At 66.9% G+C, this 23,869-nt stretch carries 16 protein-coding genes and 7 pseudogenes; 7 read left to right on the top strand and 16 right to left on the bottom strand.

Translation table 11 applies throughout. The features are described from left to right. Positions 1-399: 399 nt before the first annotated feature. Positions 400-567 (top strand): annotated as a pseudogene (locus tag MDN94_RS35625) (NUDIX domain-containing protein); the annotation flags it as partial. 3 nt (positions 568-570) lie between these two features. Here the strand turns inward: MDN94_RS35625 and MDN94_RS35630 are convergent. Beyond that, positions 571-774 (bottom strand): annotated as a pseudogene (locus MDN94_RS35630) (IS5/IS1182 family transposase); the annotation flags it as partial. A gap of 3 nt (positions 775-777) precedes the next feature. On the opposite strand from MDN94_RS35630, the pseudogene MDN94_RS35635 reads away from it, so the two are divergent. The 3 genes and pseudogenes from MDN94_RS35635 to MDN94_RS35645 all read left to right on the top strand — a co-directional run. Continuing rightward, a pseudogene (locus MDN94_RS35635) lies at positions 778-1,071 on the top strand (transposase); the annotation flags it as partial. Between the two features lie 704 nt (positions 1,072-1,775). Continuing rightward, positions 1,776-1,931 (top strand): annotated as a pseudogene (gene aspA, locus MDN94_RS35640) (aspartate ammonia-lyase); the annotation flags it as partial. 241 nt (positions 1,932-2,172) lie between these two features. Then, complete coding sequence (locus tag MDN94_RS35645; RefSeq protein WP_482730240.1) at positions 2,173-2,334, top strand: hypothetical protein; 162 nt, start codon at positions 2,173-2,175, stop codon at positions 2,332-2,334. A gap of 86 nt (positions 2,335-2,420) precedes the next feature. Here MDN94_RS35645 and MDN94_RS35650 read toward each other — a convergent pair whose 3' ends face one another. From MDN94_RS35650 to MDN94_RS35665, 4 genes are all read right to left on the bottom strand, one after another. Next, positions 2,421-2,975 (bottom strand): Lrp/AsnC family transcriptional regulator, encoded by a 555-nt coding sequence (locus tag MDN94_RS35650; RefSeq protein WP_482729963.1) that lies wholly within the window; start codon positions 2,973-2,975, stop codon positions 2,421-2,423. Positions 2,976-3,402: 427 nt separating this feature from the next. Continuing rightward, entirely contained in the window at positions 3,403-3,855 is a 453-nt protein-coding gene (locus MDN94_RS35655) for an ATP-binding protein (RefSeq protein WP_482730224.1), read from the bottom strand. A gap of 150 nt (positions 3,856-4,005) precedes the next feature. Then, positions 4,006-4,926 carry a LysR substrate-binding domain-containing protein gene (locus tag MDN94_RS35660; RefSeq protein ID WP_482730225.1) on the bottom strand — a complete coding sequence of 307 codons (921 nt, stop codon included), beginning with the start codon at positions 4,924-4,926 and terminating at the stop codon, positions 4,006-4,008. A gap of 153 nt (positions 4,927-5,079) precedes the next feature. Continuing rightward, on the bottom strand, positions 5,080-5,697 hold the full coding sequence (locus MDN94_RS35665; RefSeq protein WP_482729964.1) for an RBBP9/YdeN family alpha/beta hydrolase: 618 nt from the start codon (positions 5,695-5,697) through the stop codon (positions 5,080-5,082). Positions 5,698-6,102: 405 nt separating this feature from the next. Between MDN94_RS35665 and MDN94_RS35670 the strand changes: the two are divergent. Then, positions 6,103-6,270: pseudogene (locus MDN94_RS35670) on the top strand (transposase); the annotation flags it as partial. A gap of 433 nt (positions 6,271-6,703) precedes the next feature. On the opposite strand, the gene MDN94_RS35675 reads toward MDN94_RS35670, so the two are convergent. Together MDN94_RS35675 and MDN94_RS35680 are read right to left on the bottom strand one after the other, a co-directional pair. Beyond that, a complete protein-coding gene (locus MDN94_RS35675; protein ID WP_482729965.1) occupies positions 6,704-7,771 on the bottom strand; it encodes an ornithine cyclodeaminase family protein in 1,068 nt (355 codons plus the stop codon). Further along, positions 7,768-8,643 (bottom strand): PhzF family phenazine biosynthesis protein, encoded by an 876-nt coding sequence (locus MDN94_RS35680; RefSeq protein ID WP_482729966.1) that lies wholly within the window; start codon positions 8,641-8,643, stop codon positions 7,768-7,770. Before MDN94_RS35680 ends, MDN94_RS35675 begins: the two co-directional genes overlap by 4 nt. Positions 8,644-8,715: 72 nt before the next feature. Here MDN94_RS35680 and MDN94_RS35685 point away from each other — a divergent pair, with 72 nt between their 5' ends. After that, on the top strand, positions 8,716-9,549 hold the full coding sequence (locus MDN94_RS35685; protein ID WP_482729967.1) for a LysR substrate-binding domain-containing protein: 834 nt from the start codon (positions 8,716-8,718) through the stop codon (positions 9,547-9,549). Between the two features lie 622 nt (positions 9,550-10,171). Here MDN94_RS35685 and MDN94_RS35690 read toward each other — a convergent pair. Genes MDN94_RS35690 through MDN94_RS35700 form a run of 3 tightly spaced genes read right to left on the bottom strand, consistent with a single transcriptional unit; the run spans position 10,172 to position 13,199 of the window. Then, positions 10,172-10,573, bottom strand: a complete 402-nt coding sequence (locus MDN94_RS35690; RefSeq protein WP_467664929.1) for a DUF6009 family protein — start codon at positions 10,571-10,573, stop codon at positions 10,172-10,174. Continuing rightward, entirely contained in the window at positions 10,570-12,087 is a 1,518-nt protein-coding gene (locus tag MDN94_RS35695; RefSeq protein ID WP_482729968.1) for a DNA primase family protein, read from the bottom strand. Before MDN94_RS35695 ends, MDN94_RS35690 begins: the two co-directional genes overlap by 4 nt. Continuing rightward, positions 12,084-13,199 (bottom strand): bifunctional DNA primase/polymerase, encoded by a 1,116-nt coding sequence (locus MDN94_RS35700; RefSeq protein ID WP_482729969.1) that lies wholly within the window; start codon positions 13,197-13,199, stop codon positions 12,084-12,086. Before MDN94_RS35700 ends, MDN94_RS35695 begins: the two co-directional genes overlap by 4 nt. Before the next feature lie 453 nt (positions 13,200-13,652). Between MDN94_RS35700 and MDN94_RS35705 the strand changes: the two are divergent. Beyond that, a pseudogene (locus tag MDN94_RS35705) lies at positions 13,653-13,785 on the top strand (aminoglycoside phosphotransferase family protein); the annotation flags it as partial. A gap of 227 nt (positions 13,786-14,012) precedes the next feature. Here MDN94_RS35705 and MDN94_RS35710 read toward each other — a convergent pair. The 6 genes and pseudogenes from MDN94_RS35710 to MDN94_RS35735 all read right to left on the bottom strand — a co-directional run bounded on the left by MDN94_RS35710 (position 14,013) and on the right by MDN94_RS35735 (position 23,861). Beyond that, positions 14,013-15,218, bottom strand: coding sequence for a P-type ATPase actuator domain-containing protein (locus tag MDN94_RS35710; RefSeq protein WP_482729970.1), 1,206 nt, complete (start codon positions 15,216-15,218; stop codon positions 14,013-14,015). 337 nt (positions 15,219-15,555) lie between these two features. Beyond that, positions 15,556-16,428 (bottom strand): universal stress protein, encoded by an 873-nt coding sequence (locus tag MDN94_RS35715; protein ID WP_482729541.1) that lies wholly within the window; start codon positions 16,426-16,428, stop codon positions 15,556-15,558. A gap of 720 nt (positions 16,429-17,148) precedes the next feature. After that, a pseudogene (locus MDN94_RS35720) lies at positions 17,149-17,247 on the bottom strand (IS5 family transposase); the annotation flags it as partial. A gap of 89 nt (positions 17,248-17,336) precedes the next feature. Beyond that, complete coding sequence (locus MDN94_RS35725; protein ID WP_482729971.1) at positions 17,337-17,819, bottom strand: XRE family transcriptional regulator; 483 nt, start codon at positions 17,817-17,819, stop codon at positions 17,337-17,339. Positions 17,820-18,469: 650 nt separating this feature from the next. Then, on the bottom strand, positions 18,470-19,159 hold the full coding sequence (locus tag MDN94_RS35730; RefSeq protein ID WP_482729972.1) for an RES domain-containing protein: 690 nt from the start codon (positions 19,157-19,159) through the stop codon (positions 18,470-18,472). A 283-nt stretch (positions 19,160-19,442) separates the two neighbouring features. After that, the gene (locus tag MDN94_RS35735; protein WP_482729973.1) at positions 19,443-23,861 is read right to left on the bottom strand and encodes a hypothetical protein; all 4,419 of its coding nucleotides are present in this window, start codon (positions 23,859-23,861) and stop codon (positions 19,443-19,445) included. Positions 23,862-23,869: the final 8 nt, after the last annotated feature.

A 23,869-nucleotide genomic window follows, 5' to 3' on the forward strand; every position in this document is an offset into this window, starting at 1 on the left:
GCAGGCACCATGAGTTGACACGTAGCGGCGGCAACGGTCCCTCTGCGGCCTCCCCTTGCTCACGGGCGACGTTGTTGCTCTGGAGTCTCAACGGTTGGGCGCTGCTGAGGCAGGGGCACTACTCAACCTTCCGAACCGCACGGGGAGGTGCTGTGGTCCAGAAGGCGCGAGCGTGGCAACCTGTCTGACCGCCAGACAGGTCCCACCGACACTGTGCCGACTCTCGTGCCATTGCTCCAGTGAATGTTTCCGAGTGACACTCGTCAGAGAAAGCGACGATTCCCTTTAGCTGGGTCCATGTTCGATGCCGCGTGCAGCAATTGGTGGGAGGAGAGCAGACTCCGGGCACCCGGGGGCGCGGTGCTGAACCGGAAGCAGGACGAGGCCTGGGAGCGGCCCATGGGCCTGGTGGAGGACGGTGAGAGCGCGGTGGACGCCACCGCGCGGGAGCTGGAGGAGGAGACAGGACGGCGCCCGATTCCTTTGCGGGCGGTCCGGACTCCAATACGCTTGCCGCGTAACTATTTCGGCAGGTGGGGGACGTCGTATGCCTTGTCGGCGTGCAGCCGCTTGGTTTGCCCTGACCTGGGCGGAGTCGAGGAGGGCCCGGGAGAGGTCGAGGAGCCGTGCGTAGTCGAGTCGGTGCAGGATCGCCTCGTACAGCCGGCCCCGCACGCCGGCACGCGACCAGATCACGAACCTGCGGTGAGCCGTCGACTTCGATATCCCGAAGCAGGGCGGCAACGCGCGTCAGGCGCATCCGCTGACCAGCACTAGCCGGTCGACCGGGCGCGTCCGGGCAGCAAGCACCACCTGATCACCGACCGCCACGGCATACCGCTCGCCGTCTCGCTGACCAGCGGAAACCGTCATGGCGTCACTCAGCTGATGCCCCTGCTGGACGCAATACCGCGCATCCGCGCGGTCCGCGGGCGCCCGAGGCACCGGCCGGGCCGGCTGTTCGCGGACCGCTGCTACGACTACGACAAGTACCGCCGCCTCCTGCGGGCCCGCGGCCTCACACCGAAGATCGCCCGCCCCGGCCGTGCCGGTGGTTGTCGTTTTGGTCAGCCGGCCAGCGAGGTCGTAGTCGTAAGTGGTGGCGGCGATCGCGGTCGCCCCGTCCGGAGTGGCGATCCGGTCGTTGGTGAGCTGGCCGAGGCTGTCGTAGCCGTAGATCCGGCGGGTGGACTCGGTCCAGGTGGTCGAGCCCTCGGGCTTCATGGCGCACCGCTCCATGACCGGACGGCCGGCGGCGTCGAAGAGGTACCAGATCTCCGCACTGCCACACCGCGCTCGCCTTCCGCGAGGACGCCCAGGTCGCCACAGCGAACTGTGCCAGCCGCTGGACTGGATCCCCGAGGTGCACCACCCGACAGGAGGCGCCGGATTGACACCTGGTGGTGCAGATCGGCACGTTATGCGGTCGTTGTGGCATGGAGCAGGTGCCGGGCTGCGGCGCGAGGCTCTGAGCAGCCGCACCGTGAAGGTGACGGTGGATGCGAAGGAGCGTTCACATGGACCGATACGATCTCGCCCTCATCGGATTCGGCGGCGTCAACCGCGCGCTCGCCGAGCTCATATCCCAGAGCGGGGACCACCTTGCCGAAAAGCTGGGCTTCGCCCTGCGCGTCGTGGCGATCACCGACTTGCGAGCGGGTTCCCTGGTCGACCCCAATGGCATCGACCTGGCCCCGCTGCTGGCCACTGAACCCGCAGAGCTGAGTTTCGCCGGCATGGCCGGCGGAGGCGTCGAACTGCAGGACGCCGTGCCCATGACTCTCGGCCAGGAGTTCACCGCCTTCGGCGGGACGCTGGCCGAGGACACGGCCCGCCTGCACGAGACGCTGCCCCTGCTGCACGAGATCAGCCTCGGCGCCACCGTCATCGGAACGGGCATCACCAACGAGCCGGGATACACCGAGGCAGCAATCCGGCACCTTGAAGCTCTCACCAGGCTCCAGCCGAAACCAGCCGCCGACGTCGAGGCGACTCTGACACCGATGTCTTCCTGCTGGTTGTCGGGCCTGCTGGAAGCGGCTGGCCGTGAAGTTGACGAAGATCTGCAAACAACCTGCGCCTGCTATCCAGCGGACCGCAGAGCGGACTGGCCGAGATCGAGCTGCCGCCCCGCCAAGCCGGGTCGTCGATCTGCTGGGCAAAGACCACCCGGTGATCCCAGAGAAGGTCAACCAGATCTGCTACGCGGATGTCACGATCACGGTGGTCAAGGAGAACGGGCAACTCCAGCTCAACGCCTTCGAGCAGCCGAACCTGCTGCTCACTTCGATCCAGTGGCTCACACGCGGCTGCTCCAGCCTGCGCACGCGCTGAGTTGTGGGGATCACCGCGCACGAGGAGCGCTTGGGCCCGCACGGCCGCCCGGTCAGTGGGATCGGTGACCGCCGCCCCCGCATCAGCTACGCGGCGGCCGCCTGGATCGCAGACGAGGCCCTGGTGACGGGGCAGCCGTGGTGTGCCTCGCGGGACAGGGCGGATTGCTGGATCGGGAAGAGGTGATGGCGCTGTTTACCCCGGTGCCGTTGAACTCCGCCCGCCTCTAGTGCATTGGACCACGCTGATAGTGAGAGCGCGGTGACCGTGTTCTGTACGCCGGGTATCTGGGCGATGTCCTCCCAGATACTCCGTACGCGTTCCAGCGAGGCAGCTTCCAGGCGCACCATGATGTCGAAGTCGCCGCTGAGGATCTCACAGATGACGACCTCGGGGACGCGTTTGAGCGCGGCTAGGACCTCGCCGCCGCGCATGCGGTCCTGGCGGTAGACGAGCACGAGCGCCGAGACTACGTCCCCCATGTCGTCACCGGCGCGGACGATCGTGTAGCCGGCGATGTGCCCCTGGCGTTCCAGTCGTTCGTTACGACCGGATCCATTGCTGGTGAAGTGTGAGATGGCGATCGCAATGCATTCGATCGGCTCAAATTCGTGCAAGGAGAGCGATCTGCGCTCGTTCATCGTCCGCGAGTGGCACGTCGGATGTGGGTCGAGCAGCACGAGCCCGGGCAGAGGCTCTCCGCCTCGGCCCTGCCGGCCCCGGGCAGTTCGTGGCGCCTGCAGGCAAGCGGGTTGACACAGGCGGCGGGCGTCGGGGCCATGGACGTTGGCCGGTCTCGTGAGGACGGCCCACCTTCGCGGCGTCCGGCGCCCTACTGGAACTGCTGAAACCCTCGAGGCCATTCCTGTTTTTCGGGGCAAGCGTCCACGGGCATCGGCGGCGGGTCACCCTGACGGATCCCGTCCCCGGGCAGCAGGGCCGGTGTCGGTGCGGAACGAGGGCGCTGTGGAATACCCGGGGGACGACCGGCCCGGTTCCCCTCCCGAAGCCCGCACGGCGCTTCACTGCCAGACACGGCTCTCACGCAACGCAAGCTCGACGGAATGCTCAACAACCGGGCACACGTCTTGCACCAACATCCTCGCCCCCTGCCCAGGGCTCTGGGCCAAGCTCGGCCCAACGCATTGCTCCACTGCCGTGAACGATGGTGCCGTGCCGGGTTGCCAGAGCAGAGACAATGCACAGTCCACGGCCATGTTCATCCTCCCCACGGCGCTCTGGGAGGACGGGCCGGCAACCGCCGTCCGACACTTCGATGCGAACGGTGTTCGACGGCGCCGTGCAGCAGACACGCAGCGCGGTGGGTGGCAGGGCGTGGAGGATCGCGTTGGTGACCAGCTCAGACATGATCATTAGCACCTCTTCCTGCAGTCCGTGAGACAGTCCCCATGCAGCCATGTAGGCCCCCAGCCGATGCCGGATGCGCCCAACTGATTCGGTGCTTGCGGGCACACTGAGCGCGAAGTGCCGGGCTGCGGGACCAGTGAGGGCCGGGACCATCGCGGAGCGGTGTGATATGGGTGATGCGGCTGCCTTCAGCGGATAGGGAATCACGGCGGCCTCGGCTTCCGGGGCGTGTGGAGTGGAACCACAAACCACAATCCAGGAAGCTATGCATCGGGTCTAGCAAATGTTTCCTACCGTTTATCATTAGATAATCCGACCAAACTCCACGTCCCGCCCGTCGCGTGCGAGGCCAACCACTGCACGGATGCACGAGACCCCAGATCGAGGGAAGGGAACGGGCTGCAGGTCGACAGTCGGGCGACGGCCCAGCCATACGAGGTCCGGGAGCAGTGCGGCAGCATGCCCCTGTTCCGCGAGCCGGAGGTGGAGAAGAAGGTCGGCGGACTCATAGCGCACGTCGGGTTCGAATCCGGCGTCACGGCACACGGCCATCGCCCAGGTGCGGGCGGCCGTTCCCTCAGGCTCCATGACCCATGGGTGATCAGCCAGCATGCGCAGCACCTCCTGTGGCTCAGCCCCGTCCGCGATGCCCGGGTGGACCACGTGCAGGAAGTCGCGGCCGAGGACCTGCTGCTCGAGTTCGGCGTGGCGCGGGCTGGGGTCACCCGGGTATTCCACATCTATGACCAGGTCGACATCGTGGGCCAGCAGAGCCGACAGTGCGCCCTCGCGCTCCAACTGGGTGAGCTGGACGCGCAGGCGAGGATGGGCGTCACGCAGCAGCGTCAGTGCCGTCGGGACGAGAGCCAGCGCCGCGGTTTGAAAGGACGCGATCCGCAGGGTGCCGGAGAGTTCGCTCAGCGAACTGATGATGTCGGCTTCGGCTTGTTCCAGCCTCTCCAGTACGGCTTCTGTGTGAGCGACCAGAATCTCGGCCTGAGGAGTCAGACGCACGCGTCTGCCCACGGGCTCGAGAAGCGGGACACCAACCTCCGACTCCAGCAGCGAGAGCTGTTGGGAGATCGAGGAAGGGCTGTATGACAACGCGTGCGCGACCGCAGCGAGGATGCCGCGATGCTTGAGCTCCCTCAGAAGACGGAGGCGGTGAAGATCTAGTCGAAAACATTCGCTGGAACAATGGCGGGTTTCGGCACAGTATGTAATCCGGCCAATGATCTGCGCGGCTATATCCCCACTGACTACGGTCAATTCCCACGGAAAGGGCCGAGTAAGGACGAGCGCATGGGGAAGTGTCTTTCGCCCCGCCGGGCGGCGTCCGGCCACCGAGCGGCCCGCATCGACACTGCATCAAGCGGATTAGTTCGCTGGGATCCATGTTCCCGGACCTGGGATGATCTTCCGCAGTTTCATGGCACGGCACCACCTGAGGAGTGACGGCCAGGGTCCGTATCCCGCGTTCAGATCCAGGTGGCCGGCGCTGGGAAGGATGTCTATGGGCAGATCGAAAGGCTGAGCGTAGATGGCCGCGGCGCCCTCCGGGCAATATGGGTCATTGTCCGAGGCGACGATCCGGGTGTCCGCAGCAGCGATTGCCAGATGGTCGGCCGTCAGTGTGGATGGCGGGGAGAAAACGGCCATCTCCTCGTATCGCGTAACCACACTCGGCGATGGGGGGGCGACCAGGAGGACGCGGTCGACGGGGACGGTAATAGCACCCCGGGCAGCAGCATGTAGCCAGAGCAGGCACGCGAGACTGTGACAGATGACGATGCGCTGCTCGGTGTCGAGCGCAGTGAGCTGGATGTCAAGTTCCTGGAGCCAGCGATCGAGTGACGGGTGGTCAGGGTCGGGGAGCTGGGGATATGAGACCAGTGCGCCGTCGTGGCTGAGGCGGTCAGCCAGCCAGTGCTGCCAGTGAGCGACGGGGCGGCGATTCTGCCAGCCATGGAGGAGCAGGAACCCACGTTCGGACATGGAGACAGCCTTATCTGTGTGGCACACCGTGCTGCCATGGTCACCGAGGACAACCCATCAGGTCCAGTTAATCTTTACGCATCGAATTGGTGAGCAAAACCAATGGATCCGAGGTGCCCGGTCTTCCGCCCGCTGTCGTCGACAGCGTTTCCCGACGTAGTGCGCTGGGACCTCACGTGCGGACCGGACCCACTCGAAGGAGGTTGCGAGGCCGCACGGATAGGGCTGGCAGGAGACCCTGCGAACCACGCCGCCTGCCGACCCCGCACCCGCTCCATCCGCACCGCATCCAGCTGCGGCGACATGATCCGTAAGAGGTCATCACACCGGATGACACTGCCGCTACTCGTGACGGAGCGTCAGCGGCGCACGGTGGCACACTCCCGCTTCACGAAGATCCTGGGGGTGGACCACCAGCAGCTTCAGCCTTGCAGGGACCACTTTCGCGAGTACGCCGACAGGGAGGTGTTCGCGCCGCTGGTGCGGCGTGATCAGCGTGAGAAGGGCGCCTTGTATCTGCGGGGGCTACTGCTGGGCGGCCAGCGCAAATCGATGCAGCCGATGGCCGGGCGCTAGCCTACACACCTGAGCAGGATTCCTGACTCGGAAGACTAGGAGGGTGAGGTAGAAGGGCAGGTCTGCTGGGCGGGGCCCCGCAAACTGGTCGGCGATTGCCAGGACCGAACGGGCCACGTCGGGGTCTGCCGCCCGCTCCAGAAGGGCCTTCAGGCCAGCTACCTCCTGCGGGGTCAGCTCATCCGCGCCTGGCGGAATCCATACGGCCGCGGCTTCAACATTCTTCGTTACCAGCAGCCACGCATGCCGCAATGCCGACGTTGCTAAAGGCGCCACATGCGCCGCCTGCACGGCGCGGTGTTCGGTGTCAGGGAACGGGGCCCCCACAGCGGGTCGTGGAAGAACGCAGTGGTCAGAGTATCGACGATGGCATCGACGTCGGCGGACGTCGCCACCCGCCCACGAACTGGGCGGGGCTACATGGCGGTTGTCAGCTCCTCGCTGTCGGGCAGGCCGGTCCGGTGTCCCGGTATAGGTCTGCAGCAGAGGCAGGTGGTCGCCTACGGTGCGGTTCGGCGCCCTGGAGGCAGTCCAGCGTGACCTGCGCCGCCGCGAGGTCCTGCACGCCCAGGCCGACGAGTTTGCAGACGGTGATCTCGTCATCACGTTCACGTCCCGGCGCCGAGCCGGCGAGGATCTCGCCGAGTTCCGTGAGGTCCTGGAAGGCAATTTCGGCCCGGGCGAGGTCACCGTGGACGGTGGTGAGGGCGCGGCTGTCGACCACGATCCGGTCGGCGCGCTGGAGACAGGCGGGGGACAATTCGGCTTTGGTCGGGTCGTCGGCTCCTACGGCGGTAATGTGCAGGCCGGGAGCCAACCAGGACTCGTCGACCAGCGGTTCGGTGCTGGCGGTGGCCGTCAACAGGACGTCGACGCCTTCGCACGCCTGTCGGGTGTTGCCCGCCTCGGTCACGTGCAGGTCGGGGCGGCGGGTGGCCAAGGCGGTGGCCAGGCGCTGTACTCGGCTCTCTCGGCGCCCCCAGATCCGTACCTCCCGGATCGGCAGTGCGTCTGCGGCGGCCAGCACCTGCAAGTACGCCTGAACCCCCGTGCCCAGCACGCCCAGTACCGCGGAGTCGGGACGGGCCAGAGTGCGAGCAGCCAGGGCGCCGGCGGCTGCGGTGCGGACATCGGACAGGTGGTGCTCGTCCTCCAGCAGGGCCCGCAGGTCCCCGGTCCGGGCGTCGAACACGGCGACGACACCGGATCCCGGCGTTCCGCTTTGCCGGGCGCGTTCCAGGAACCAGCTGGCCACCTTCACCGTGAAGATCGGTCGGCCTGGCAGCCAGGCCGACTTCACATGCACGTCGCCGTCCCGGCCTGCTGGTGCGAACACCGCCACCGGGGAGTCGCCCAGTCCACGGCTGTAGTCTGCGAATGCGGCCGCCACCGGTTCGATGATGTCCTCGTACCCCACGATCGCGCGGATAGTGTCCGGGCCGACGTGCGCCGGAAAAGCCTGCAGGGGCGTCGCGGTCGGGTGGGTCGTCGTGTTCACTGGGGCAGCACCTCAAGACGTCCCTCGCCGACGAAGGCGACCTCGCCACCTACCTGCACGGAGTGAATCTCCTCCCCGTGGCCGGCGGCGCTGATAGTCATCTCGCTGGGGCGGCCGGTGAACCGGCCCTGCCGCAGCGTCGCGGTTTCGCCATCGCCGATACGGCCGTGACGGCGCAGGTACGCGGCCGCGCATCCGGCTCCACTGCCGGTGGCCACGTCCTCGGTCACTCCGTCGTTGTTCCAGTGCCGCGCTTCCAGGGCGGTGGCGTCGAGTAGGTATGCAAACTGGGCGCCGAGAGCGGCCAGTGACCCGGTGATGTCCGTGCCGATGTGGGCGCGGGCCAGGGCACCCTCTCGGACCGGAAGCACCAGGTAGCGCAGTCCCGTCGAAACGACTTCCGGGGGGAGGTCCGGATCGAGGTCGTCCGCGTCTAGGCCGAACAAGGCCGCCAGGTCCTTCGCATGCGCGGGGTCTGGGCAGCCGAGGAACGACGCCGGGCCCTGGTCCAGCACGCTCGCGTACCGCCCGGGCCCGTGTCGTCGCGTGGTCACCTCCACCGTGCGGTCCTTCAGCCGCAGCGTCCATGTCTCGCGCTCGCCGGTGCCGTGCAGGGCATGCAGGACGCAGGCTGCCCCGATGACCGGGTGTCCGGCGAAGTCCAGTTCCTCAAAGAGGTCGAAGACCCGCGCCTGCCAGGCGGAGCCTCCCGGCGCCTCGTCCGGGGCCAGGAAGATCGACTCGAAGTGGCGCAGTTCCTGGGTGATCCGCAGCATCTGGGCACCGCTGAGTTCGGTGCGGTCCGGGAACACGGCGAGACTGTTGCCGCTGTAAGGCAGGCCGGTGAAGACATCAACGTGGAAATAGAGCATGCCACCGACCCTACGGACCCACCGGGCCAGAAGGAACTGGCCAATCAGGGCGGGTCTACATAATATCTGGTTATGGCTTCGGAACTCGACACGGCACAACTGCGGGTCTTCGTCACCTGCACCCGCTCCGGTAGCATCAGCCGCGCCGCCGTCGCGCTCGGACACAGCCAGCCAGCTCTGAGCCAGCAATTGCGCAGGCTGGAACGCGCCGTCGGACAGCCCCTGCTGCACCGAGCCGCCACCGGCGTCACCCTCACCAAGGCCGGCGAGGCACTGCTGCCCTACGCCGAACGCATCCTCGCCCTGTCCGCCCAGGCACTCACCGCCGCCGCGCCCGTCGTCCAGGGCCACTGCGGCGTGGGCCTGCTCGAGGACCTCACCGCCGCGCCACTCCCCCAGGCCCTGGCCGACTTCACCCGCATGAACCCCCGAGCGACCCTGGAACTCATCAGCGGCCCCGGCCCCGTGCTCCGCGAGGCATACGAGCAAGGACGAATCCAACTGGCCCTGTGCGACCCGTCCTACCTGCCCGAGCCACCCCGCTGGACCTCACGCCTCCCCCTCACTTGGGCCGCCGCCCCCGGCGTCGACACCACCCTCGACCCTCTCCCTCTGGTCCTCTTTTCCCAGCCGTGCCGCTGGCGCCAACCCCTGCTCGATGCCCTCGAAACCGCCGGACGCGGCTGGCGTACCGCCTTCGAAAGCACCAGCCTGGCCGGCGTCCGGGCAGCCGTACGCGCCGGCCTCGGTGCCGCCGCCCTGCTCCCAGCCACCACCGAACCGGGCACCGCCGCACGAGGCCTCCCCCAACTCCCCGACGTCGAACTCGGGCTGGTCCGACGACCCGGCACCGAGGGCAATCCCCTCGTCGACGCCGTCGAAGACGTACTCAAGCGCCTTATCTGACCAATTGAAACCCGGGCAACTGTAATAACCTCCTCGCGGGCCACGGCTGCCCGTTGCGAGCCATACACGCCGATGACGGCGACACGTCGGCTGCGCTCGCCAGGCGTGGCGGAGTCCGAGTTCGGCATCGCCGACGGCACCGGCGTGCGCTGCGACCCCCTGCCGGCGTTATGGAGAAGGCGGACGGTGGAGGGCTGGCGACGATGCACTCGATCGCGGACCAGCAGTTCTTTGATCCGCAGTTTCCCAGAAGGGCTCCGACAAGGACCGTTTCCTGCTTGCGGCGTCGGAGCATTTCATCTTGGAGAAGGTGAAGCGACTTCGCCAGCTTTTCATCGGCCTGTCTGCGGGCTCAAGCCAATCCTTCCCGTCATCTTGCAGGACGGCCACTGCGCCTCTGCGAATAGGGCGAGTGCTGCGACGGCCAATCCGACGATCAGAGCGAGCCTCCGTCGACGACGTGTGTGCAGTCCGCCGCCCCGACGAGCTGAAGGAGGCTTCGGCTGACTGCAGGGGGTGGTCAGACGCTGCAGCGGGGACACCTGCCCGGATACTGCGGCGGCCCGAAAATAGCCCTGAGCCTGGCGTTCTTGAGATGGAGACGGCACCGTCGATGAGAACCTCAAAGGGGGAGCGTAATCCCGAGTTCCTGCATCGCGCTGGAGGGCGGGCCGCCTTCGGAACGCTCGGTCTTGCGTCCCTTGCTAGCGGGGGTGAGGGTTCGGGGGTCGATAGCCTCGGCCGGAGCGCCGGTGGCGTAGACACCATCGGGCTCGCTGTCACGGTCGTGGGGAACGAGCCAGAAAACGCGGCGTCGGAAGGTTCCCGAAGAGCGGGAGGCCTTCGCCTTGGGACCGAGTTGGGCGTAGCCGACCATTCGTCCGTCGCGGTGGTATGCGGGCTTTCCGCGGCGGGTGGGAAGGCGGTCCAGGCTCTGCCGCACGTAGTCGAGATCGGTGGTGTCCTCGAGCCAGACCAGGTCAGTCTCGTGGCTGATCTCGTCGTCGGTGATGAGGGAGCTCACGTTGTCTCCTCGTCGGCGAGTAGTCCAATGCCCGGGTAGTACTTGCGTTGGTTGGACAAGATCATGTCCTTCGGCGATGCGAGTCCGACCAGTTCACGCACCCGGGTAGCGAAGGCTCGGGACGAGACTGCTGGTGCACCTTCATTTTGGCACCAGTCCCGGTAGGCAGCATAGAAGCTGGCCTGCTCCGCCCGGTGGTCAGCATTCAGGGCGCAGCACTCCTCGAGGAAGCGTCCGGTGTGGTCCTCAGTCTCCGCGTAGGCGGTGGTGGCGATGCGGACCCTGTGGGGGCCTGTGAGGTCTTTGTCGCCGGCCAGGTAGCGGCGGGCGCCTTCGATCAGCCAGTTAAGGATGCCAGGGCCCTCTTCGGCGACCAGGACGTCCGCAAGATTGTCGATTTTGCGATCATCGGAGATGACACGTTCAAAGGGAATCAGGCGGATACGGCGCCAGAACGCGAAGCCTCCGGTGCCAACTTCGGGACGATGGTTGCCCAGCAGCCAGAGTTTGTGAGTGGGAGCGAAGCTGAAGAAGTCCTGCCTCATGCGGCGGGCCTTGATGCGGTCGCCGCCGGTCAGGAGTTTGACGCGTGCTTCATCGAACTTGTCTCCTGGCTTGACCTCAGAGCAGACGATGACGCGCCGGCCATGAAGCTCGGCAAGATCGGTGGGGTGGCCCTCGTAGGGCCGGGCCATGAGGAAGCCGGGAGGGGCAGCGTCAGCGTAGTCGCCCAGCAGTTTCATGAGCACGTCTAGCAGGACACTTTTGCCGTTCTTTCCCTTGCCGAACAGGAACGGCATCACCTGACCACCCACGTCGCCAGTGATCGAGTAGCCCAGCAGCAGGTGCAGGAAACCGATCATCTCTGCTCCTTCCGCGTCATCGCCGAAGGTGTCACGAAGGAAGCAGTCCCACCGCGGTGTGGAGCCCTGGTCGGGGCTGGTGGAGGTGGACCGTGAGTGGAAGTCCTTGTTCGGATCCGGACTACGCAGCAGTCCGGACCGTAGATCAACCACGCCCGCAGGGGTACACAGGGCGTAGGGGTCTGCGTCCAGGAGGGAGGCGTTGAGAACCATACCGGGGGCAGACTTGGCCTGCGTGAGCAAAGCGCTCATGCCTGCGGTGCTCAATGCCCGCCGCCTGTGCTTGTGGAGAGCGGAAGAAGTGAAAACGCCGCGAGGGTCGTGTACCGCGAGATTCTCCGCGAGGTCCCCAACCGCCCACAGAACAGTGTCGTCTTCGTCGATTTGCCAGCGGGTCGCATCCCAGCGGAACCATCCCAAGCCAGGCACGTATCGATAGTCGTTGGCATAGAGCTTCACGAAGAGTTTTGCGTTACCTCGGTCAGAGAGGGTGTCCGGCAGCAGCCCAGCAGCCGTGGCCGGGACGTGTGCAGCTCCTGATAGAGGGCCTTCACTTCCCTGAAAAGGCACGGACGTTGCCCCCTGAGCGAGGATCTGCGTGGCCACGGCGTGCACATCGAAGAGGGAACCGTTGCTGCCTGGAAAGGTCACGAGCGGCTCCCGGGGTGGAGTGGAAGTCGCAAGCCAGCGGCAAGGCCGCTGCGAATAATCTGCCTGGCGCGGCGCTCCTGGCCAGGCCGGGCCATCTCGGCAACATCGCGCAGGGCGTGCTCAGCAGCCTGTTCGGTGAGGTGGCCTGCTGCGACGAGTCCACCCACGGTGAAGGCTGCGCGGTTGAGTTTGCCCGAGAAGCCTGCGCCCTCGGGCATGGCGGCGCAGGCGGCGACCTCTGCAAGGACTGTGGCGAGGGTGCGGCTGGCCTGGTCGCGGCCACCACCCGCGGCGACCACGGCCAGCCGGGCACGGGCCGGTACCGGGCGTGGCGCGGGAATGTTCGGTACGGGGAGGTGACCGGTGCGCTCAAGCTCCTGGGCCAACCAACCGGGCAGCGAGGCTGGCTCTCGCACCTCTCCAAAGGGGGTGTAAGTGCCCGCGCTGGTGGATGTTCCGGGAGCGATGATGTAGCCGCCGTGTGCTCGAACATCGACCTGCCAGGCAAGGCCGCGGCCGCGGCCGGATCCGGTGGAGCACTGCCAGCGCCGCTCGTCGGTGGCCCGATACCAGACATGAAGGCCCCCAGACGGTGTTCGTACACGCATGGTCGATTCGTCGTCTGCAGGACTGACAGCGCCTCTCAGCGCCGCCAAAATTCCTAGCGTGTGGTAGCCAGTTGCCAGCCCGGTGAGGTCAATCTGGTCGCCAATCGGAATGCCTGGTAGAAGCTGGTCTCGCGGCGGCACCGGCTGCGGATGAGAGTCAATATCGATAACAACGAGGCCTGCAGGACCGCAGGCGACGCCAACGCCGAACTCAGGGGTCCGATTCCACCATTGCGCGATGCGAGTGGGATCAAGAGTGGCCGCGTGGAAACCGTGACACCAGCGCCCGGCGGTACGGCACGCACAGCTGTGGCGGCTGTGACCGGGCTGTCGGCAGGCCTCACAGTTCGCTGGGGGCGTCTTCCGCCCGGGAGCAAGCGGATGGACCGGCCATCCCCGACGGGAGCACCACCTTGCAACGGCGAGCATCGAAGGCTCAGCGACTGAAGCCTGCAGCGGGGACTGCTGCGAGTCGCTGCGTGAAAGCCGCAGCTCAGCAGACATGCAGTTCCCCTATCAGCGACTCAAGCGACTCAAGAACGGGCACAGACTAGCGTGCAGCGCGTACCCCCAGGAAACACCCGCCCACTCCGCCCCGACGAAAAGGACGTTCCGGTGGCGATGGGAGCGACCCAGGTGCTTCGGTAGCTGCTTACAAGAGAGACCCATCAGAGCAGGTCAGCGACCTGACACGAGGCAGAAAGCGACTGAAGCGACTGAAGTCCCCTATGTATAACCCACACGCGCATACAAGTAGTGGCCTCATATATCTCGCCCTTGAGTCGCTTCAGTCGCTATCCACGCACAGGCACATCGCTGACCAGCTGGTAGGTAGAACCCGTACAGCGACTGAACCCTGACCCAGGCGCTCAGTTTCGGTCGCTGCTGTCATTCAGCGATCGGCAGCGACCGAAGCGACGCACTGGCTCGCCGAGTCAGGGATCGTGGGGAGCACCAGGGTGTGGCGTCATCGTTCCGGTACGGGCGGCGGTCTGAGGAGAGCGCCGTGCTGAAGGTGTCGTTTCCGCATCCCAGCAATGTCCATGAGCCGGATGCGTTCGTTGCGTGGGGCGGGTGCGGCGCCGTCCTGCACCAGCTCGCCGGCGAGTCCCCGCCCGGCCCTGCCATGTTTCACCAGGTCAAAGCAGCTGTGCCTGCCAGTGGAGGGACTGAAGGGACCCCAACTTCCTAGTTATCAGCGGACCAGGGTATGTACAGGCCAGTCCTGCGTGCGCCCATGCAACTGGAACAGGGACTTTCGATCCCTTCGGTCCCTTGAGCGCCGAGGGCTCACCGGCCAGCAGCACCGCGCCCACATCATGACCACCCCGCACGGGGCCTCCACCCAGAAAGGGGCGATCCTGTGATCCGCCTGCCCTCCAGCCACGCCGCGATCACCGCGCCCCTCGTCACCTCCAACACAGAATTTCCGGGCATCCCGATCGGCCGCTCCCTGCTGGACGGCCGCGCCTTCCACCTCTCCCCGGTGCTTGCTTCCGCCGCGATTCTCCCGTCCACGAACACGCTCGCGCTGGGAGGGCTCGGCTCAGGCAAGAGCACCACCGCGAAGATCCGGATCCACCGGGAGCTCCGTGAACACGGCCACCAGGCCGTCGTCATCGACTCCTTCGGTGAAGACGGCGCGACCGGCGAATGGCGGCCCGTCGTCAAGGCACTGAGGGGCAGGACCATCCAGGCCGGCGACTTTCGTCTCAACCCCTGCTCCGAGCTGTTCTCCCCAGCGGTGCGGGAGCAACTGGTCCGCTCCCTGATCCTGGCGGTCGAACCCGACGCCCTCACCACCCAGTCCACCCACGCGCTGCAGCACGCCCTGAACCATCCCAAGGCAACGGCGCTCAACGGCCTGGTGGATGCCCTGGTCAGTCCAGAACCCGGCAGGTGGCCGGCCGACCGGCTCGCTGAGTGGGGCGAGGCCGCCGCGATGGCGCTGTCCCGGTATACCGAAGGCTCGCTCTGCGGACTGTTCGACGGCGAGGACGCCGGCCTGCCCGAGACGCGGCCCGCGGCGTTGCTCTCCCCGGTCAACGGCGCGTTGTTCACCGCGAGTTCGTGCGCCTCGACGACCCGACAGTCCGCCGACACCGCGTCGCCGGCCTCCAGCACCACCACGTCGCCCGGCACCAGCTCCCGCGCCGGCAGCTCCAACCGTTCACCGCCGCGCAGTACCCGGCAGGTGTGGGGCACCATCGCCTCCAGCGCCTGGGCCGTCCGCTCCGCCGAGTACTCCTGGGCGAAGCCGATGGCGGCGTTCAGCACCACGACCCCCAGGATCGCCACCGCCAGCTGCAGGGTCCCCACGTCCCGCGGCTGCTCCAGCGAATACGCCAGGAAGGTGATCCCCGACGCGACGATCAGCACCACGGCGAACAGATCCGTGAACTGCGCCCCCAGCTGCCGCCACACGGCGCGGCGCCCCGCCCGCGGCAGTTCGTTGGCCCCGTACCCCTCCAGCCTGGTCCGTGCCTGCGCCGCCGACAGGCCGCGCCGTGACGTGCCCAGCACGGCAAAAACCTCATCGGCAGCGACTTCCCGTACCGGGGGACGCGCACCGGAACCGGACGCGGCACCGACCGCATCGTCCCTCCCTCCGTCCGGTACCAGCGGGTCCGTACCGGTGCGCATCATCCGATCCCATACAGTGACGAAGTCCTCGTCGCCGGTGGAATCGGCCGGATTGAACGAAGAGCAGTGGATGAGGCTGCCATCGCGGACTCCAGGGAGCTCGGCGGACGTTTCGCCGGTTCGCCGCCCTCGACCGGCGGCGCCTTCTCATGGCGCGACGGGCCGGCCGACGGCACGAGGGTCGTCCGGGGCAGAGGCGCCCAGGCCATTCGTCGCCTCACACCGGGACCGTGATGACCGGGCAGTGGGCCTGGTGCAGCACGCCCTGGCTCACCGAGCCCAGCAGCATGCCCATGAATCCTCCGTGCCCCCGGGTTCCCACGACCAGGCCGAGGGCGTGTTCCGAGGCTTCCGACAGGACCCGCACCGGGTGTCCGCGGACGACCTCGTGGTGCAGCTCCACGTCCGGATGCGACGCGGTGCGGCCCGCGACCGCCTCCCAGAGCACCCGGCGGCACTCCCGCACCGCGGCTTCCTCATCGAGGACACCGAGGAGCGGCGGATGCCACACGTACAGGGCCCGCAGGAGCGCTCCGCGCAGGGCCGCCTCCTCGAAGGCCACATCCACGGCCGCAGCCGAGTGCGGGCTGCCGTCGACGCCGACAACGAGGTACGGGGGCTCCTCGGTGATGTGCTCCGGCTCCGGTACGACCACCACCGGGCAGGGAGCGTGGGCGGAGAGCGGGAGCGCCACAGAGGCGGAAGTGAACATCTCGCGCCGTCTGCTCAGGTGCCAGGAGCCCACCACGACCAGTGCGGCGCTCCGCGCCTCCTCACGCAGTACCCAGGCCGGCTCCCCTTCCGCCAGCAGTGTCGACACCTCCACCGCCGGACGCCGGGACTCGACGAAGGCGACCGCCTCCTTGAGCACCTGGTCACCCAGGCCGTGCAGCGCCCGGTTCCACTCCTCCCAGGACGGCCGTACCTCCCCCGACCGGTATCCGCGGGTCGGCACGCCCTGGGCATGGACAAGCCTCAGCGGCAGGGCACGCCGATCCGCTTCGTCGGCGGCCCAGGCGAGCGCCAGCCGCCTCGAGGGATCGGGGTCGACGCCCACCACGATCGGCCGACGCCCGTCCGCACCAGTCATGGCACCCCCAAGAGGTCTCCACGCCGCCGTCCGTTCTCTGTCCTCCCAGCGTGACCCCAGCCGTCGAGCGCCGCCACGCCACGACTTCCCCCATCCCCGGCCACTGTTCCTCGCGCCTCCCCACATGCAGGGCGTTGCCTGCCGGTGGAGGCTGGACGTGCGTCACCGACGCCGTCCGCGGCGGACTGCTGCCCGGTGGGGGATCAGCGGCCCGGCCGCCCCGCCCGGCCGGGTCAGGGATACAGGGCGGGCCGAGCGACTCCTCATGACCCCTGGCCTGGGTGGACGGCTGCGCCGAGGCTGGAAGCTGACAGAGGGGCGCGTGCTGGTTGTCAGGGATGGGAGAGTGAGCAGTGAGTGATCCGGTGATCGTCGGGGTGGATGGGTCGGCCTCCAGTCGCGACTGACACTGCGTCACGCAAACAGCTGCCTCCTTACCAGCCCATGGGAAGGCTCACCCAGCCGTTGATTGGTGCGGGCCATGTTCCACCAGCGTCTGGTCAACCTGTTCACGAGCAACTTTCCCTGCCCGCCCATGCCCGTGAGTCTTGCGGGCTCCCGGATCCGGGAGCTGTTCCAGCTGCGAAACTGCCGCGCGACCCGCCCGCTCGGGCGGACGACCGCGCGCTTCCTGGACAGCGCAGGCGCTGCCCTCCTGCCCGCCACCGTCCAGCCCCGCAGCCCCTCCGCACCCCCGGGTGGAGACAGGCTCGCACAGGTGTGCTCGGGCGGTCGGCCGAAGTCCAGGGTCCGGCCACGGTGCTCGAAGCGCCAGGCGGCAAGGGCCTGCTCAATCAACTCCCAGAGGGCATCGGACAGATCACTCGGATAAGGACGTCGAACTCACAGCTCAAACCCGGCGCTCGCAAACATGGAAAGGTGCATCACCGCGAGCTAGACCGGAGGCCTCAACTGCCATCGACGTAGGCGCGAGCTGCAACCATCACGTCCTTGAAGCATCCGTCCGCGATGCACTGCGCTGGCGTCTCGTCTTTCAACTGCGGATTCATTCCGATCATCCAGGCGCGCGCCGTGTAGATGTCCTCCGCGTGTTGGATGAGCTGAAACGTCTGCAGGGCAGCGCGGAGGCGTTCTTCTGCGTCTTGACGCGGCTGAGCCTCGCCGGCTGCCCACTTTCCCACCTGCCGGGGATCACTGATCCTCGCAATACGTGCGGTGATGCGCTGCCCCAGATGCTCTTGCAGGAAGCGAGCGATGTCCTGGACGCGCATGCGTGTGGTGGTGACGTGCGCGATCTCGGCCAGGTCATTGCTGCGGGACAACTGGGCGCCGTCGCGTCGTTCCAGGTGCTGCTGCAACCTGCGGGCGATGGCCGCAACATCCGTGTTTTCGGCGAGGTCCTTGCTCTGCCGGTCCATGGTCCTGGTCATAGGAGTCTCCCTCGTGGCCTCGGCTGCGCGCATGAAGGTGCTGTCGCGCGCCAGACGACGGGTGATTGGAGGTGATGCGCGGGAGACGCCGCGGGGCTGCAGAGGCAGCATCACGATGCGACGCTTGTTCCACGCGCGCAGAACACTTCTCTTGTACTGCACCCGCGGGGAAGCGTTACCACGACGGGTGAGGTGGTACAGCAGTTAGTCCCAGCGCTTGCCGGTCGGTCCTGATCCGGTGTGCGTGGACTGCCGCTGTGCCGCTGAGGCGCAGGTGCCTCTTGAGGGTCGAAGCCGTGCCGCTGGAAGGGCTGGCTCTGCTGCGACGACGTACAGCGCCCCGGGTAATGCGTTGATCTCCCCGATTATGATCATGACCCCTCTTCTCTCGATACATAAAGCCTACCCATTAACAGCGCACAACTCTACTTCTTTGGCTGCCTTTTCACTTGTCTGACTAACCGTCAAGCTCCGGCGCCGGTAGGTACATCGGAGGCCCACCAGCGATGACGGTCGTCCCCGGCACTCGTTTCGGCGGGCCAACCCGTGTGAGGCGAGGTGGCTTCACCCCTCCTTGGAGGTACCGTTTCGAGTGGTTTTTCGAGTGATTTTCGGGTCGACTCGACTGTGGTGTCACGTCGTCGTGGTGCTCAGTCCACCTGCAGGTGGTAGTCGTCGGCCACCCGGAGCAGTGCTTCGTCGTCAGGGAACACCAGGGTCGACGAGAGGATGGTCATCGCCACGTCGTTGTACACGGCCCAGCACTGGTGCAAACCGAAGCGTGATCGGTAGGCGATGCCATGGATGAGGCGACCGCCCTGCTCGTCCCGCTGGGAGATCGCCCAGGCGGAGATGGCTCGAGTGATCTTGCGGTTGAAGCCCTGGATGTGCTCGCGCGCCAGCTGCTCGACGGCGTTGTCGTCCAGCACGCTGCGGAGCTGGGGTTCCATGGAGAGCGCTTTGAGAGTCTGCTCGTCGTCCACATCCAGGAACTGGGCATCCTTGGGCAGTTCTAAGCGGACAAGCATGTGACGGGACGTCCACTTGGGCGGCAGGCGGCCCGGTGCGTCCTTGCTCTCGCTGCCCCAGTCCTCCTGCGCTGTGGGCAGCCAATCGGGGTCGGGACGAAGAGGAGCCAGTGCTTCTGCGAAGCACCCCTCCTGTTCGGAGGCGCAGTACAGGGTTCCGTAGCCGACCAGGCTCCAGGCATTACCGGCCGAGCTGTCGGCATCCTCGCGGCGTATCTGCTCGTAACTGACTGGAACCCTCTTGCCGAGCCGCCACACACCTTGTGCGGGGGCCTGTATGAGTCGGACTTTCGAAGAGTCGGTCGGCGTCACGCACTGCTCCTATCGATGCGAGGGTGCTCGCCGACCGTCACACGAGATCTGACCGGCGGGGGGCCGGGAAGCTGTTTGAGTCCCTGCGGGACTGGCTCGGCGTAGGCACTTGGACTGGCCCGCAGCTCCCGCTGGCAGGGGGGCCATAGCTGCACTGCCCGCTGGCACAGGTGGGTCCAGACGATCATTCTTGTATCTCGTTCATTCGACTGCGACCGTCTCGATTACGGATCTGGGGGCGCACGAGGGCTTTGAGGGGGCGCACAGGTACAGAACATCGGCCTCAAAGGGTCCGTAGGTCGAGCTTGGAGACGATCACACCTGGGGTTCCGGCCACGACGAGGGCGACGTGCCCATCGGAGACCGAATGGGCCGACAAGGTGTGGACCGAGCTGGCGGTGGCAAGTTGCAGCAGGCAGCGGCCTCCGTCAGCGTCCCAGATGCGCAGTGTCCCGTCGTTTGAAGCACTGGCGACGAACGATCCGAGTCCGTCGGTGGACCATGCTGCGACTGCTGTGACGGATGCGGAGTGCCCTGCCAGTGGTCCTTGAAGGGGCCGGCCTGTCAGCAGGTCCCACAGCCGGACGGTTCCGTCGTCGCCGGCGCTCACCAGGTGCGGCGGCAGCCCGCCCTCCGGCTGAGCGTTGACGGCGATGGCCCTTACGACACGCTGGTCGCAGTAAAGCTCGGCTTCTGGCTTGTTGCTGTCCATCGCCCACAGGCGCACGACGCCGTCCGATCCTCCGGAAGCGATCCAGTCATGGTGCTGATCCGACGCAGCCGCGACAGCCTGCACAGGTAGCCCATGGTGGCGCCATGCGCGGAGGTGTCGCGGGCCGTCCAGGTCCCACAAGACGACACGGTGGTCACGACCGCCGCTGACGAGAATGCGTCGCCCGTCGCTGGTGAGACACGAGGCCAGGCTGACCACAGGCTGGCTGTGCCCCTTGAGTCTGAATGCCGGCCCTGCTACTGCGGAGGGGCGCCAGCCGCAAATGCTTCCGTCGGATGCGGCCCACAGCAGCATGCGGCCGGAGCGAGTCGAAACCCAGGTCATGGCCTTCACACCGTCCCTGTTCCACTCCCGCACCACCCGACCCTGCGCGGTGTCCCACAGAGCCACTCGCTTCACATCGGCGACTGCGAGCAACGGCTTGTCGGCATCGCTCATGTCCGCAGCGGCGTGTGTCACGGCATGCGAGACATCGCCAGGGCGCGCCAGGGCGTCGCGCAGAGCGGTCTGGTCCCACGTCCGAACCGTGCGGTCGCGCGCGGACGAGAGCAGCGTGTCTTGGTCGGCTGTGGTCAGGCACGTCAGAGCGGTGACCGCGCCGGAGTGTCCGGTCAGCCGCCGGGGCGGCTGCGCCGCCGCCTGGGAGACGTCCCACAGCAGGATCACGTCGCCTCGTGAGGCCGCCAGGACATGTCGCCCGTCGACGGCGAGGGCCGCAAGAGCGCGGACAGCAGGGCCGCGTTCCATGAAGCACGTCTGCTCCCCTGTTGTCACGTCCCATAGGATCACGCTGCCGTCGGAGTGACCGGTGACGACTTTTCCGGGCATGCGCGCTGCTATCAGAACGCGTACGTCGGAGGCGGGGAGCTGCCAGCGGTGCAGAATCCGGTTGTTGTCCATGTCGCACACGCTGAGAACTTCGGCGGCTGTCACCATCAGCCGGGTCCCGGCCTGAGTGATGCAGGTCGTGACGCAGGCCCGGCCGTCATGAGGTTCGACCGAGGGCAGTGCAGCAGAGCCCGCTGCCTGGGACCAGTGAGTGACCGTCCCGTCGCCCTTGACCACCAGCACCCCGTACGTGCCTGGGGTAGGGACGAGCGTGATGTCGTCCACCCAAATGGTTCCCGGGCTGCCGAGCTGGTCCGTGAGCAGACCGGTGCGCGCGTCCCATATGCGTACCGTGCCGTCCGTGCTTCCCGATACGAGCAAGGAGCCGTCGGGCGCGGGGACGCTGGTTAGACCCGTGACGCTTCCTCCCTCATGGGCGTGGATCCGCTCTCCTGTCGCCCTGCCCGTGACCACCTCGACGAGTTCGATGCCGCCCTGCTCGTCCCCCAGTGCAACGAGCGGGCCGACGTCGGGGTCGTCGAGGACTGTCATGGCTGCAACTTGATGGTCGACGGTCGCGAGGATGGGAGCAGGTGGTCGCCACCGCGACCAGATGATGGTGAGTATCGATCCCGGAAGCGCAGACGTTCTGGGCAGGCGTCCCAGGGGCACGCCTGGGTGGTGCATCGCGGTGTATGCGAGGTGGAGGCTGGTGAGCCGGGCCTCCGGTTCTGCGCCCTGCAGGTAGGGCTCGACCGCAGCCCATGCGTTGAGCCAGGCGCGGGAACCTGACGGAGTGGAGGTGGCAAGAAGCCGTCGGATGCCGCCGCTTGATTCCCAGGCTAGGACCTGTGCGGGCACGTGGGCGTCGTCGAGAACTCCGCCCAGCGCGGCATGGTCGGCCAGATGACGCCGCACATAGGGTGGCGGCGGGTGGCCTGGTGAGGGGCGAACGACGGCTGACAGTGCCGCAGTGATCGTGGCGTGGACGGTCTGCTCTTCGTGGGGGATCTCTCCGGGAGTGCGCCGGCCTCTCTCCGAGGGGTGGCCTCCGGGTAAGTCGTTCTCGGACGGCCAGCAGCACAGGACACGCCTCAGGACGTCGTGAGCAGGTCGGTAGACGATGCGGTCGTCCTCGACGTCGTGACTGAGGTAGCCCGACAATCTGCCATGCAGAAGCGCGTCGATCTTCAGATCGGCACTCTCGAGCGTGGCCCCGTGCACCGCGGCGGCGACTGCTGGCCACACCTCGCCCCATGCCAGGCCTCGCCCGCAGGCGAACGCAGTCGCCCGGAGCAGCGCGAGCGCCTCTCCTGGGGCGAACTGCCCGGTTGCCGTGGCAGCATCGAGGTCTGCGCGCAGCAGGCCGGCCGTACCGGTGGTGAGTTGATCCCACCAGCTCAGGTCCCCCAGCAGTCGTGGTCCTTCTGCGCGCAGCTGTGTGGCAGCGCGCTGCGCATCGAGGAATGACGGCTGGACCTTCCTCGCCACATTTAGGGAGGCGGCGGCCGCGGTTTGCGGATCCCAGCCATCCACGCCGTCCAACAGTGCCTGGACGTAGAGAGCGATGTCGTTCTCCACCCCCTCTTCGTCAGTGCGCACCTCTACGGCACCGATGAAGGCGGCATGGAGGGCTGCAAGCAGCCCTTGCTCACGTCCCCTCGCTGCATGGTGTCCCGTCGGCCGCGCACTGCGCACCCCCAGCAGCAGCCGCAGACCGGGACGCTGGGCTCGCCTGGCACCAGGACTGCCCTGAGGCGGCACCGCTGGGTACGGGTCCGCCGGTTGCGCCAGTCCTGCCAACGGCGCCAGAACATCGCTCACGCACCGCGCGGGGCTCAGGGCTTCATCCAGGGCGTCGACCACAATGGTGACAGAGGAATGAGATGTGATGCGTGTACGGAGCGCGTCACGCCACTGCCGGACATCGTCCGCCGATGGGGGCGGCATCACGCCGACCCCTTGGCACAGTTGCTTGAGGAGACTCAAGGAGCTGTGGTTTCGGGCGTTCACTGCGACGGTGACCACCTCCGGAGGCACGACATCTGTAGCCGTACCTGCGGCCCGGGCGTAGTGGGGCGACGTGCGGAACGCCGGGTCGCTCAGTGTCACGACTCGGCCAAGCACCGCCGTTTTCCCTGTCGCGGCCATGCCCGTGACGATCAGTACGCCGGGAGGTCCATGCAGAAAGGCGGTCACAGCGGTGTTGGCCGCGGTCCGGCCGGAGAAGTACCAGCCGGGATCCTGCGGGTGAGGGCGACCGCTGGCTTTCTCCATCCAGTGGCTCTGCTCGGGACACAGTGTTGAGAACGGCTCCGCGCTCCCTTGTCCGGCAGTCGATGAGGGAGGGTAGGCAGGGTTCGGCAGGGCGGTCGTTGGCTTGTTGCGACTTGGTGACAGCAGGGCCTCAGGGCATGGGATCTGCCGTCCGTACTCTTTGTTGACGGCAGCGACCCCATGTTCCAGAGCATCGAGGAAGTCCGCCATGGACAGGTACGGGGTGGTGATGCCGCCGGCGCGGCACAGCCACGTGTACGCCTCCCTGAGGACGAGCGCGAACTCCTTCCCCAGGACTGCGGTGCGGTCTCCGGTGGTCGCGAGGACATTCAGTCGTGCCGGGCTCCTCGTCGCTGCGAGATCCCTCCTGGCCTTGTGGATCTCGCCGCCGACACTGGCCGCTTCGCACATGTTGACGATCACAAGAACGTCTGTGGAGAGGGAGTCCAGAGCTGCCAGTACCACGTCTGCCGAAGGTAACGCTGTCGCGAGCGGCCGCTGTCTGTCTGTCTCGCTCAGCAGCAGGTAGTGCCGCGAGCCGGCCATTCCGTGGCCGGTGAGGAACACCACCAGAGGCACGTCCGGCTCCGTCTCTCGGATTCCCGCCTGCTCCAGAAAGCGTTCGACGTCGTGACGGGACGTCGGCTCACGTGTCTCCACCACCTCGAAGCCCCGCCCGGAAGCACCCCACCACGCCTTGACCGCTTCCAGCTGCTCGTCAATCGCCTCGTGGAAGGCCGGCTTACCGTCCTCCGCCGCAAGGATGACCAGCAGACCCGCCGGCTGGTCCCGCACCTGCGAGCGCGCAGCAGCCAGTGCTGCCTCACGACCGGAATCGTCGATCTCAACCTGCTCCCCCGCCATGGTCCCTA

It is taken from the genome of Streptomyces sp. WAC00040 (assembly GCF_056835925.1).